General features: G+C 73.0%; 10 protein-coding genes. 4 read left to right on the top strand and 6 right to left on the bottom strand.

Going from position 1 to position 11,876, the window contains the following annotated elements; all coding sequences use genetic code 11:
- Positions 1-8: 8 nt before the first annotated feature.
- Both ABD292_RS45675 and ABD292_RS45670 read right to left on the bottom strand, forming a co-directional pair.
- On the bottom strand, positions 9-1,556 hold the full coding sequence (locus tag ABD292_RS45675; RefSeq protein ID WP_344219111.1) for an LCP family protein: 1,548 nt from the start codon (positions 1,554-1,556) through the stop codon (positions 9-11).
- A 139-nt stretch (positions 1,557-1,695) separates the two neighbouring features.
- The gene (locus ABD292_RS45670) at positions 1,696-3,198 is read right to left on the bottom strand and encodes a neutral zinc metallopeptidase (RefSeq protein WP_344219109.1); all 1,503 of its coding nucleotides are present in this window, start codon (positions 3,196-3,198) and stop codon (positions 1,696-1,698) included.
- Between the two features lie 201 nt (positions 3,199-3,399).
- Between ABD292_RS45670 and ABD292_RS45665 the strand changes: the two genes are divergently transcribed.
- Positions 3,400-4,272, top strand: a complete 873-nt coding sequence (locus ABD292_RS45665) for a LysR family transcriptional regulator (RefSeq protein ID WP_344219107.1) — start codon at positions 3,400-3,402, stop codon at positions 4,270-4,272.
- A 282-nt stretch (positions 4,273-4,554) separates the two neighbouring features.
- Here the strand turns inward: ABD292_RS45665 and ABD292_RS45660 are convergent, their stop codons facing one another.
- The gene (locus tag ABD292_RS45660) at positions 4,555-5,913 is read right to left on the bottom strand and encodes a sensor histidine kinase (RefSeq protein ID WP_344219105.1); all 1,359 of its coding nucleotides are present in this window, start codon (positions 5,911-5,913) and stop codon (positions 4,555-4,557) included.
- Positions 5,906-6,580: a response regulator transcription factor gene (locus tag ABD292_RS45655; RefSeq protein WP_344219103.1), complete on the bottom strand. Its 675-nt coding sequence runs from the start codon at positions 6,578-6,580 to the stop codon at positions 5,906-5,908. Before ABD292_RS45655 ends, ABD292_RS45660 begins: the two co-directional genes overlap by 8 nt.
- Before the next feature lie 127 nt (positions 6,581-6,707).
- Here ABD292_RS45655 and ABD292_RS45650 point away from each other — a divergent pair, with 127 nt between their 5' ends.
- From ABD292_RS45650 to ABD292_RS45640, 3 genes are read left to right on the top strand one after another with little or no spacing between them, the layout of a single operon-like run.
- Positions 6,708-7,868, top strand: a complete 1,161-nt coding sequence (locus ABD292_RS45650; RefSeq protein ID WP_344219101.1) for a LolA family protein — start codon at positions 6,708-6,710, stop codon at positions 7,866-7,868.
- Positions 7,869-7,876: 8 nt separating this feature from the next.
- Positions 7,877-8,866, top strand: a complete 990-nt coding sequence (locus ABD292_RS45645) for an ABC transporter ATP-binding protein (protein ID WP_344219099.1) — start codon at positions 7,877-7,879, stop codon at positions 8,864-8,866.
- Positions 8,853-9,869, top strand: a complete 1,017-nt coding sequence (locus tag ABD292_RS45640) for an ABC transporter permease (protein WP_344219097.1) — start codon at positions 8,853-8,855, stop codon at positions 9,867-9,869. The genes ABD292_RS45645 and ABD292_RS45640 overlap by 14 nt, the downstream gene beginning before the upstream one ends.
- Here the strand turns inward: ABD292_RS45640 and ABD292_RS45635 are convergent.
- Together ABD292_RS45635 and ABD292_RS45630 are read right to left on the bottom strand one after the other, a co-directional pair.
- Positions 9,806-10,309 carry a MarR family winged helix-turn-helix transcriptional regulator gene (locus tag ABD292_RS45635; RefSeq protein ID WP_344219095.1) on the bottom strand — a complete coding sequence of 168 codons (504 nt, stop codon included), beginning with the start codon at positions 10,307-10,309 and terminating at the stop codon, positions 9,806-9,808. The two genes, ABD292_RS45640 and ABD292_RS45635, sit on opposite strands and share 64 nt — an antisense overlap.
- Positions 10,306-11,763: an MFS transporter gene (locus ABD292_RS45630; RefSeq protein WP_344219093.1), complete on the bottom strand. Its 1,458-nt coding sequence runs from the start codon at positions 11,761-11,763 to the stop codon at positions 10,306-10,308. Before ABD292_RS45630 ends, ABD292_RS45635 begins: the two co-directional genes overlap by 4 nt.
- Between the last annotated feature and the right edge of the window lie 113 nt (positions 11,764-11,876).

Below are 11,876 nucleotides of genomic sequence, written 5' to 3'. Positions count from 1 at the left end.
CGACCTCGTCAGAGGCCGCAGAGCTCGTCCAGGGACTTGGCGCCGGCCTTCTGGGTGTTGCGGGTGGGCGTCTGCGTCGGCGCCGCGGCCCGGGTCTGCGTCGGGGACGTGGAGGGGGCGGTGACGCTGGGGGAGGCGGTGACGTTCGCCGTCTGGGCCTGGCGGGGCGGGCGCATGGAGTCGGAGATCGCCTTCTTGGTGGCCTGGCGGATCTTGGCCCAGTCGGGGCGGCCCGAGTAGAACTCCGGCGGCACGAACTGCAGGCTGGTGATCTTGGCGTCCTTGACCTTGACGGCCAGCTCCATGATCGGCGGGAGCAGGGGCTGCGGGATGTTCGTCTGCGCCATGCGCTTGGCCGCGCCGGCGATCTTCCTGAAGTTGGTGAGGATGACCTGGGGCGTGGCCTGCTGGGCGAAGGCGCCGATGACGCAGCGCTGGCGGGCCATGCGGGAGAAGTCGTCGCTGTTGACGCGGGAGCGGCCGTACCAGAGGGCCTGCTCGCCGCTGAGGCGCCGGTAGCCGGCCTTGATGGTGCCGGCGGTGCCGTAGAGGCCGCCCCACTTGACGTCCGACTCCACGTGGACCTTCAGGCCGCCGATGGCGTCCACGAGGGCGGCGAAGCCGTACATGTTGATGAGGGCGTAGTAGTCGATCTTGAGGCCGAGGGTGTAGCCGATGGCGTCCATCAGCGCCCGCGGGCCCATGTTCTTGCCGCCCATGATCTGCGGGTTGTCGTTGGCGTACTGCCAGACCTCGTTGAGCAGGCCGCCGTTGGGCAGCTCGGCCATGTAGCCGTTGGGGAACTGCTTGTGCAGCGGCGAGCTGGCCGGGAAGTGCACGTGCTGGAGGTTGCGCGGCAGGCTGAACAGCACCGTGTTGCCGGTCTTGGTGTCGATGCTGGCCACGTTCATGCTGTCGGTGCGCACGCCGGTGCGGTTGCCGGCCGCGTCGCCGCCGATGAGCAGGAAGTTGACGCGGGTCTTGCCGGCCCAGGGGTCCTCGGGGTTGTGCGCGACCGTCGGCGTGCCCGGGTCGGAGGAGGACGGGAAGATGTTCCCCAAGGTGTCGCGCACGGTGATCATGGTGTTGGCGACGAACGCGAACGGCGCCATCACCGCCACGCACAGCACACCCACGACGATGCCGGTCAGGATCTGGCCCTGCTGGTTGAGCCGTTTGGGGCTGAGCACCACGTACGAGCTGACCACGATGGCGAACCAGGCCAGCGCGAGCGCCGAAGCGGTGATGATCACCGCGAGCATCATCCCGTCGCCGACGAACGCGGCGGCGTCGGCCAGGTTGCGGGTCAGCCCGAAGGCGAGGGCGGCGAGCAGCAGCACCGCGTACACGCTGATGAGGATCAGCCCGGTACGGCGGCGCCCGGCGCGCAGGTGCGCGGCGCCGGGCGCGACGGCCGACAGCGCGGTCCAGCCGAGCACGGAGGCGGGCGTGAGCGGCCGGGCGAAGCGGGGGGCGCCAGGGGCCGGGCGGGGCCGGCGCGCCGGGCCTTCCTTTCTGCCTCCAGGCACGGTGCCCTCCCCGTCGCGCTTTCTCACACCGGCTCCTTCAGACGCCTACCAGGCAGAACGGCCCCCATGCGGGGACAAGAATGCCAGGATTCTAGTCCCCATATCTGGACAACACAGACACTTCCCCAAGTCGAGATGAACTCTGCGCGGATTTCACAGGTGCCTCTCAGGACACCGTGGAGGACGGAGCCATCCACGTGTTGCACTGGTAAACCTTGTTCTTCTCCCATCCCTGACGGAACCAGCGGTTGTTGTTGGCGGGCGTCCCGTGGTCGCGCGGATAGCCCGGATAATCGCCCACCTGGCCGTAGAACCAGTACAGCCGGCTCCGCAGCGACGTGGTCACCGGATAGGTGGCGGCGACCGAGCGCATCCACATGCCGCCGAGGCAGGTGGCCTGCAGCTCCAGCCGCCTGCTGAGCCCGAGCTTGGTGCTCCGGCTGGAGGAGGCCAGCGTGCTGTCCCACCAGGAGTTCATCAGGCCTGTGACGTTCTGGACGTGGTGGCCGTACTCGTGGGCCATCATGCTGATGATGCCGCCGTGCCAGGAGATGATCTGGCCGTAGCCGCGGGCGTTGCCGTTGCCGCGCGCCATCGCCGAGGTCGAGGCGTAGATCGTGGAGTTGCGCGGGCAGTAGTACGGCACCATGCTCCCGGCGCTCGGGTAGTCGCCGCAGGCGCCCCGGCCCCTTCCGGAGGCGATGGCGTAGCCCGGAGGGCGGAAGTCGAAGCCCTGCTTCTCCAGGATCGGGCCCCACGCCCGGTCCATGCACTTGCCCGTCTTCAGGATCAGCGCCTTGAGCTGGCTGTGGCTGAAGATGCTCGCGTTGCCCGCCCGGCAGGGGATCCGGGGCAGCGTGCCCGCCCGGTAGAGGCTGTTGTTCTTGAGGCTCGTGTTGACCTGCACCTGCGCCGGCGGCGTCACCGTCTCCTCCGGGGTGCGGGTCGGCTGCCGGGTCGGCAGCTCGGTCGGCCGGCGGGTCGGCGGCCGGGTGGCGCGGCTGCGCTCCGGCGTGGGCTCGTACGTCGGGACCGCGATCGGCGTCGTCGTCTCCGACCGCGACGAGCTCTTCAGCAGGGCCGCGCCGACGACGATCAGCACGAACAGCGCCGCCAGCGAACCGAACACCGCGCCGAGCACCCCGATGACGCCCATGCCCGACTTGCGGCGCGGCGGCGGCTGCCACTGCCGCGGCGGCATCGGTGGCGGTGGTGGTGGAGGTGGCGGCGGGGGAGGAGGCCCGGGCTGCCGGTAGTGCTGCGCGTACTGCGGCGGCGGGGGAGGCGGCGGCGGCATCTGCTGCGTGTAGGGCCGCGTCAGGCCGCCCTGCGGCGGGTACGGCGGCTGCCCCGGCCCCTGCGGTGGCTGTGCGGGGCCCTGCGGCGGGTGCGCGGGGCCCTGCGGCGGGTGCGCGGGACCCGGCGGCGGGTGCGCGGGACCCGGCGACGGGTAGCCGGGGCCCTGGGGTGGGTAGCCGGGGTTCTGCGGCGGATGGCCGGGCCCCTGGGGCGGGTAGGCGGGCGGAGGCGCCTGGGGAGGCGGCCCGTACGGACCGGCCTGCGGCTGCTGCTGCCGGCCGTGCCCGGGCGGCGGCCACGGCAGCGCGGGTGGCCTCTGTGGCTGACTGGGCCCTTGTGGCGGGGGTGGATATTGCCCGTTACCTGTCACCCTGTCTCCCCGTTTGCCCCGTTGTCCCATTGCCGAGCTTTGTCCGGCGACTTGACGGACCCTTGGCAAATTTGGGGCAAAAGCATACTGATTTATCACCCGTCACGGATGTAGCAGTGCACGGTCACAGTCCGAAATCATTCGAGGTGATCTCGGTTATCTTTCGGTCTGCGGAGCGGGTGGTGTCCTAGCTTTCTTGGCATGAATCTCCAGCAGCTCCGCTATGTGGTCGCGACTGCGGAGCACCGCACCATGACCGACGCGGCCAGGTCGCTGTACATCGCGCAGCCCGCGCTCTCCCGCGCGATCCGCGATCTCGAGCGCGAGCTCGGCATGACCCTGTTCGCCCGTTCCGGCCGCGGCGTCGTCGTCACCGCGCAGGGCCGGCGGGTGGTCAAGCTGGCACGGGAGGCGCTCGACGCCGTCCACGAGATCGAGGGCCTGGCCCAGCACACCGGCGCGTCCGACGCCGAACTGCGCATCGCCTCGACGCCCAGCCTGGAGCCCGGTCTGGCGGGGCGGCTGTTGCCCGCCTACGCCGCCGAGCACCCCGGTGTACGCGTCCAGATCGTGCGCTGCGAAGGCCGCGAAGCGGTCGTCAGCGCCATCAGGGACCAGCGGGCCGACCTCGGTCTCACCGATCTGCCGGTGCCCGCCGACCTCGTCACCCACCCCCTCGAACGCCAGGAGATCGTGCTGATCTCCCCACCCGGGCTCGAACTGCCCAACCCGGTGCCGATGGGCAGGCTGCACGGCATGCGCCTGGCCCTCCCGGCCCGCGGCAGCACCCGGCGCAGGGAGCTCGACGCGATGTTCGGCAGGTACGCCGTCACCCCGACGGTCGTACTGGAGACCGACGAGCGCAACGGCTGGCTCAACGCCGTCCGCGCCGGCCGGGCCTCGCTCCTGTGGTACCGCGGCATGGCCGAGCAGGCCGCCCGCTCGGGCCTCGTGGTGCGCTCGCTCGAACCGGCCGTGCGGCGCGTCATCGCCGTCGTGCACGCCCGTCGCCGGCTGCCGCTGATCGCCCAGGACTTCCTGGCCACCGCGGAGAAGGGAACGACCGCCGCCTGACCCACCGAACCGGGGAACGCTCCACTCACCCCTGAATCCCCCGACACGGACGACCCCCCGAGAACCCTCACCCCCACCCCAACCCCCCTACAGAAACCCCCCCAACCGCACCGAAGCGCACCGACAAGGCCCGGCATCCGTCCGAGCCCGGGGCCCGGCGACGCGGCCCGGCCCCCGAGGGAGCCCCTTCCAGCGGCCCCTCATCCAGCCCCCAGAGCACGGCCTCGCCCTTCTCCGGCGACGGCGGCCGGGGGCAGATCCTCCCCGGGACACGGGAACACCTCATCGGGACACGGGAAGCCGCACCAGCGCACGCAGTCCGGGCGCGGCGTCCTCCAGGACCACCGTGCCGCCGTGCGCCCGCACGGTCTCGCGCACGATGGCGAGCCCGAGCCCGGTGCCGCCCTCGTCCCTGCTCCGCCCGGAGTCGAGCCTGGTGAAGCGGTTGAACACCCGCTCGCGGTCCTGCTCCGGGATGCCGGGACCGTCGTCGGTGACGGTCAGCACGCCGTCGGCGGTCAGCGCCACCTCGACCTTCGAGGAGGTGTGCCGTACGGCGTTGTCCATGAGGTTGGTCAGCACCCGGCTCAGGTCGAGCGCGTCGCCGCGGACCACGACCGGGTCGCAGACCGTCAGCCGGGCCTCGGCGTAGCGGTCCACGACCCGGCGTACGACCTCGTCGAGCTCCACCGGCTCGCGCCTGGCCGGGACGCCGCCGCGCTCGTCCAGCCGGGCCAGCGCGAGCAGGTCCTCGGCCAGCCGGGACAGGCGCAGGGTGTCCTCCAGCACGCCCTCGGCGGTCTCCTGCCAGTCCTGCCCCTCGGGGTGGCCGAGCGCGACCTCCAGTTGCAGCCGGATGCTGGCGAGCGGGCTGCGCAGCTCGTGCGCGGCGTCGGAGACGAGCGCCCGCTGACGCTGCTCGGCCTCCTCCAGCCTGGCCAGCATGTCGTTGAGCGTGGTGGCCAGGTGGTGCACCTCGTCGCGGGAGGCCGGCACCGGCAGCCGCCGGGAGCGCGCCGTGTGCGTGATCTCGGCGGCGCCGCGGCGCAGCGCCGCGATCGGGCGCAGCGTGCGGCCGATCATCAGCCAGCTCGCCACGGCGAGCAGCACCACCAACGCGGGCGTGCCCACCATCAGGACCCGGCCGGCCGTGCCGAGGCTGGTGCGGATCTCGCTGATGGACCGCGCCGCGAGCACGGTCTGGCCGCGGTCCGCGCGCAGCACGACGACGTGCAGGAAACCCGGGACGGCGTACGGCCGCCCGTCCACCTCCACGGCCTTGCCGGACTCCAGCGCCCGTGCCCGGCCGGCGGCGTCGAGCAGCGGCACCAGCCGGTCGGCGCCATACGTGACGTGCGTGATCCGGTTCCGCGCGTCGAGCACCTGCACGATCGTGCCGTCGTGGGTGGTGATCGGCGTGGTGAGCGTGCCGGAGTCGGCCGCCACGCGCACGACGTCCGCCTGCCGCCTGGTGCCGTCGTCCACGGTCGCCATCAGCGCCCGGTCGAGGACGCTGAGCAGCACCGACGCCGACAGCGCCAGCGCCAGCGCGAGCACCGCGACGGCGACCGCCGACAGCCGGAAGCGCAGTCCCTGCCGCCGCCACCAGGCCAGGGGCGAGCCGGGCGACCCGTCAGCCACCGTCGCCCGCCAGCCGGTAGCCGGCGCCGCGCACGGTCTGCAGCGCGTTCCTGCCGAAGGGGACGTCGATCTTGCGGCGCAGGTAGCCGACGTACACCTCGACGACGTTCGGGTCGGTGTCGAAGGTGTCCCAGACGTGCTCCAGGATCTCCGACTTCGACACCACCTCGTCGCGTCGCCGCAGCAGGTACTCCAGCAGCGCGAACTCCCGCGGCGTCAGCTCGATCGCGGCGCCGTCGCGCTCCACCCGCCGCCGCGCCGGGTCCAGCGACAGGTCGCCGGCCTGCAGCACCGCCGGGCGCCGGCCCGCGTCGCGGCGCAGCAGCGCGCGCAGCCGGGCCACCAGCACCACGTACGAGAACGGCTTGGTCAGGTAGTCGTCGGCACCCAGGTCGAGCCCGTCGGCCATGTCGTACTCGCCGTCCTTGGCCGACAGCATGAGGATCGGCACCCAGTTCTCCTCGGCGCGCAGCCGCTTGCAGACGTTGTAGCCGGACAGCCGGGGCAGCATGATGTCGAGCACCACGACGTCGTAGTCGCCGTGGCGGGCCGCGTGCAGGCCCTCCTCGCCGTCGTGGGCGAGATCCACGGCGAAGCCCTCGGCCTGGAGTCCGCGCTGGAGCGCCGCCGCCATCCGCCGCTCGTCCTCGACGACCAGTACCCTCATGCGGTGATTCTCCCGTTCTGTCGCTGAGAGCGCGCTGAGAAGACTGAGAGGGGTCTCAGACAGTCTCAGGTCCGCCTAAGGATGCCTCACGCAGGCTAGGGCCATCGACATACCGTTAAGGAGTGAGATGCGTAGAGGCACGCTCGTGAGGTGGGGAGTCCCGATCGCGGCGGCGGCCGTGATCGGAGCCGCGATCGGCGCCGGCCCCGTCATCGCCGCGGTGAGCGGCGAGCCCACGCTGCCGGAGCGCTCGGCCGAGCAACTGCTCGCCGACGCCGCGGCGGCCACCGCCAAGGACCAGGGCATGAGGCCGATGTCGGGCACCGTGCAGCAGACCGCTTCGCTCGGTCTGCCCGCGTTGCCCGTCACCGGCGGGGACACCGGCCCGCTCAGCCTGTTGTCCGGCACGCACGAGGTGAAGGTCTGGTACGGCGGCGAGAACAAGATCCGCGTCGCCATGCCCACCCACCTCAACGAGACCAACCTGATCTACAACGGCGAGCAGTCCTGGTACTGGGACAGCGCTGCCAACACCGCCACCCGGCTGCGGATCAAGGCCGACGCCGGCGAGAAGCACGGGCTGCCGACGCCGCAGCCGACCGACGTGACGCCGCAGCAGGCGGCGCAGCGGCTGCTCGCCCAGGTGGACGAGCACACCGCGGTCCGGGTGATCAACACCGCCGAGGTGGCCGGCCGGCCGGTCTACCAGCTCGTCCTGGCCCCCAAGGCGGGCAGCTCGCTGGTGCAGGAGGTGCGGATCGCGCTCGACGGCGAGACGTACATGCCGCTCCAGGTGCAGCTCTACGCCAAGGGGTCGGCCGAACCCGCCTACCAGGTGGGCTTCACCCAGGTGACCTTCACCCCGCCGGCCCCGGAGAACTTCACCTTCACCCCGCCCCCGGGCGCCAAGGTGAAGGAGGCCACGATCGGCGAGGAGAGCATGGGCGCGAAGGCCGAGGAGCGCGCCGAGCACGCCGCCGACATGGCCGGCAAGGCCAAGCTGGTCGGCGACGGCTGGACGACCGTCGCGGTCGTGCCGTTCTCCCTCTCCGACCTCAAGGCCGAGGCGGCCGGGCAGGACGGGCAGACCGGGCAGGACGGCCGGGGCGCGCAGGCGAACGCGCTCGTGGACAGCGTGCTCAAGTCCGCCACCCCGGTGAGCGGCACGTGGGGCTCCGGCAAGCTGATCAGGACGAAGCTGCTGACCGCCCTGCTGACCGACGACGGCCGCCTGCTGGCCGGCGCGGTCACCCCCGAGGAGCTCGTCCGCGTGGCGGGGACGAAGTGACACCAGCAGTGACATCCATCACCGGCACGACGCAGGAAGCGGGGGCGCCCTTCGGGGCGGCCCCGCCCGCCGGCGACCGCTCCGCCGCCATCGTCACCCGCGGCCTCAGCAAACGTTTCCGCGGCGGCCAGGTGGCCGTGGACGCGCTGGACCTGACCGTGCCGCGCGGCTCCGTGTACGGCTTCCTCGGGCCCAACGGCTCGGGCAAGACCACCATGATCCGCATGCTGCTCGGCCTGGTCACGCCCACGGCCGGCACGTACGAGGTGCTCGGCCTGCCGCCCGCCAGGGCCCTGCCGCGCGTGGGGGCGCTGGTCGAGGGGCCGGCGTTCTACCCGTACCTGTCGGGCGCGGCCAACCTCATGCGCTTCGACGCCGCCGACCCGTCGGCGCGCCGCGCCACCGCCCGGCGGCGGATCGCCGACGCGCTCGACCGGGTCGGGCTGTCGGCCGCGGCCGGCAAGCGCTACCGGACGTACTCGCTCGGCATGCGCCAGCGGCTGGCCATCGCCGCCGCTCTGCTCGGGCCGCGCGAGCTGCTCGTCCTGGACGAGCCCACCAACGGGCTCGACCCGCAGGGCACCCGCGAGGTGCGCGCCCTCGTCAAGGAGATCGCCGCCGACGGCACCACCGTCTTCGTCTCCTCGCACCTGCTGGCCGAGATCGAGCAGATGTGCACGCACGCGGCGATCATGCGGGCCGGCCGGCTGGTCGTGCAGGGCACGATCGCCTCGCTGAGCGCCGGCCGGGTCCCGCTCATCCGCGTCGAGACGCCGGACGCGGCCGAGGCGGCGCGGGTGCTCGGCGAGCTCGGCCTGACCGGCGTACGGGCGGGCGCGGGCGAGGTCACCGCCGAACTGGGCGGTCAGCGGCCCGAGATGATCAATGCCGCTCTGGTGGGGCAGGAGGTGGCGGTACGAGGGCTCGCGGTCGTCCGGCCGAGCCTCGAGGACGTGTTCGTCGGACTGACAGGAGAGGGATTCGATGTCGACGGCTGAGACCCGTACCCAGGCGGGCGCGGGCACCGCCGCGGCCGAGCAACTGCGCCGCATGCCCGGCCTGGTGCCGGTGACGGAGACCCTGCGCACCGTCGCACGCCGCCCGCCCGAGCCCCTGACCCATCCCGCCGGGGACGACGCGGGCGGGATCGTCGGAGAGCCCGCGGCCGAGGGACGCCGGATCGGCGCGTTCTGGCGGCTGCTCGGCTCGGAGCTGGGGCTGACCTTCCGCCGCCCCCGCAACATGGCGCTGCTCGCGGTGCTCGGCGTCGTCCCCGTCGTCCTCGGCATCGGCCTGCGGTTCGCCTCGGGCACGGCCGGCGACGACGAGATGGGCGGCATCGTCCAGAACCTCGCCGGCAACAGCCTCATGCTGACGTTCCTGTCGTTCTCGTTCCTCGTGCTGCTGCTCATGCCGGTGGCGGTGAGCGTGGTGGCGGGCGACGCGATCGCCGGCGAGGCGGGCGGCGGCACCCTGCGCTACCTGCTGGCCGCTCCGGTGGGCCGGGGACGCCTGCTGGCGGTCAAGTACCTCAACGCGGTCGTCTTCGGCTACGCGGTCACCGCCGTCGTGGCCGTGACGGCGCTGCTGACGGGGCTCGCGCTGTTCCCCGGCGGCTCGGTGACGCTGCTGTCCGGCACCACGATCACGATGGGGGAGGGGCTGCTGCGCATCCTGCTCGCCGTCGGCTACGTGGGCGCCGCCATGGCCGCGCTGGCCGCCGTCGCGCTGGCGCTGTCGACCTTCACCGAGGTCGCCATCGGCGCCATCGCGGGGACCCTGGTGCTGCTGGTCGTCTGCCAGGTGGTGCGCGCGGTGCCGGCGCTCGATGCGGTCACGCCGTACCTGCTGCCGACCAGGTTCACCGCGTTCGACGCGGTGCTGCGCGACCCCGTCGACTTCGCGGCGCTCCGCGACGGGCTGCTGTCCTTCGCCGCCTACATCGCGCTGTTCGGCTCGATCGCCTGGGCCCGCTTCTCCGGCAAGGACATCACGTCCTGAGCGGCCCCGGCGGAGCCGACCGCGGCCATGACGCGGTCGAGGGCGGCCAGGTCGTCGGCGCTGAGGGCGGCGAGGGCGTCCGGCGGGCGGGCCAGGATGCGATCGGCCCGCTCCGCGGCGGCCCGCCCCGCCTCGGTGAGCGTGACGATCCTGTGGCGGCGGTCGCCGGGATGGACGGTGCGCCGCACGTAGCCGCGGCTCTCCAGGTCGTCGACCACCAGCGTCGTGTACGGCCTGTCGGTGCCCAGCCAGGCCGTCAGCTCGCGCATGGTCAGCGGGCCGGGCAGCAGCCGGCGCAGCGCCTTGGCGCGCGAGAAGCTCATGCCGAGGGCGTCGGCGACCTCCTTGCGGCGGTCGTCCTCCAGCACCAGCGCGCGCATCGCCGCCCACACGCGGGCGAGCGCCGCGGCGCGGTCGTCGGGGGCCTCCGGGGCGTTCATGAGGAGCCTCCGTCCTGGATGAGCCGCTCGGCGGTGCGGGCGGCGCTCCGCTCGGCCCGGGGGCCCGTGGTGAGGACGCCGAGCAGCAGGATCGTCGCGCCGCAGCCGGCGCCCACCCACCAGCCGATGTGGCTGGCCTGCGGGAAGCCGGTGGGCAGCGGGCCGCGTACGGCGGAGGTGACCAGCGCGCCGATCACCGCCACTCCGAGCGACTGACCGATCTGCCGGCTCGTGGAGGCCACGGCGGCGGCCACCCCCGCCTGGGCGACCGGCATCCCGGAGACGGCGGTGTTGGTGATGGGCGCGTTGAGCATCCCGAACCCCAGCCCGAACAGCACGTACGCGGTCAGCAGCTGCCAGAGCGGCGTGTGCGCGGTCAGGCCGGTCATCATGAGCATGCTGGCCGTGAGCCCCACCCCGGCGACGACCAGCGGGACGCGCGGCCCCGCCGTGCCGACCAGGCGGCCGGACACCGGCGAGCACACCGCCGTGAGCGCGGCCATGGGCAGCGTCAGCAGACCGGCGTGCAGGGCCGAGTAGCCGAGGCTCTCCTGCAGGTAGAGGGTGTTGAGGAAGAGGAAGCCGCCGAGCGCGGCGAAGCCGCACACCGCGATCAGCGTGGCCCCCGCGAACGGGGCGCTGCGGAAGAAGCGCGGGTTGATCAGCGGCTCGCGGCGGCGCAGCTCGTACGGCACCAGCACCGCCAGCGCCAGCGCGGCGAGCGCGAAGCAGCCCAGCGTCTGCGCCGACCCCCAGCCGGCGGCGGGCGCCTCGATCAGCCCGTACGTGAGGCTCGCCAGCAGCACGACGACCAGGGCCTGCCCCACGACGTCCACCGGCCGGGGGCGCGGCGCGCGCGACTCGGGCACGAACAGCGCGCACAGCACGAGCGCCGCCAGGCCGACCGGGATGTTGATCCAGAAGATGGACCGCCAGCCGACCGAGGCCACGAGCGCGCCGCCGAGCGGCGGCCCGAGCGCCATGCTGATGCCGACGACCGCGCCCCACACGCCGATCGCGCGGGCCCGGCTGCGCGGCTCGGTGAAGGTGTTGGTGATGATCGACATGGCGACCGGGTTGAGCATCGAGCCGCCGACGGCCTGCAGGGCGCGGGCCGCGACCAGCCACCCCAGGCTCGGCGCGAGCGAGCAGGCGAGGGAGCCCAGCGTGAACAGCACGAGCCCGGTCTGGAAGGTGCGCCGCCGGCCGATGCGGTCGCCGGTCGAGCCGGCCAGCATGAGCAGCGAGGCCAGCACGACGGTGTAGGCGTCGATGATCCACTGCAGGCCGGAGACGGAGGCGCCGAGGTCGCGCCGGATGGACGGCAGCGCGATGTTCACGATCGTGTTGTCCAGCCCGACGATGAACAGGCTGGTGCAGCAGATGGCCAGAACGAGCATCGGCCTCACGGGCCGGACCTGCCGGGCGCGGAGGCCGAGGTTCGTCGATGCCATGCAACGATTATATTGCCGTAACTAACTTTCTCCCGCCCGCCCGCCCGCCGGCGAGGCCGGGCGGGCGGATGAGGACCGGCCGCGAGGCCGCCGGGCGGGCGGATCGGGGTCAG

Origin of the sequence: Nonomuraea bangladeshensis, from assembly GCF_039529455.1 — a bacterium.
Taxonomy (GTDB): Bacteria; Actinomycetota; Actinomycetes; order Streptosporangiales; family Streptosporangiaceae; genus Nonomuraea; species Nonomuraea bangladeshensis.
The sequence above is the reverse complement of the archived record's forward strand: the minus strand, read 5'-3'. Positions and strand labels throughout refer to the sequence as shown.

Bases quoted from the DNA above. Each gene is read 5' to 3' on its own strand.
- ABD292_RS45665 (WP_344219107.1), top strand. From the start codon at position 3,400: ATGAATCTCCAGCAGCTCCGCTATGTGGTCGCGACTGCGGAGCACCGC.
- ABD292_RS45655 (WP_344219103.1), bottom strand. From the start codon at position 6,580: ATGAGGGTACTGGTCGTCGAGGACGAGCGGCGGATGGCGGCGGCGCTC.
- ABD292_RS45650 (WP_344219101.1), top strand. From the start codon at position 6,708: ATGCGTAGAGGCACGCTCGTGAGGTGGGGAGTCCCGATCGCGGCGGCG.
- ABD292_RS45640 (WP_344219097.1), top strand. From the start codon at position 8,853: ATGTCGACGGCTGAGACCCGTACCCAGGCGGGCGCGGGCACCGCCGCG.
- ABD292_RS45635 (WP_344219095.1), bottom strand. From the start codon at position 10,309: ATGAACGCCCCGGAGGCCCCCGACGACCGCGCCGCGGCGCTCGCCCGC.
- ABD292_RS45630 (WP_344219093.1), bottom strand. From the start codon at position 11,763: ATGGCATCGACGAACCTCGGCCTCCGCGCCCGGCAGGTCCGGCCCGTG.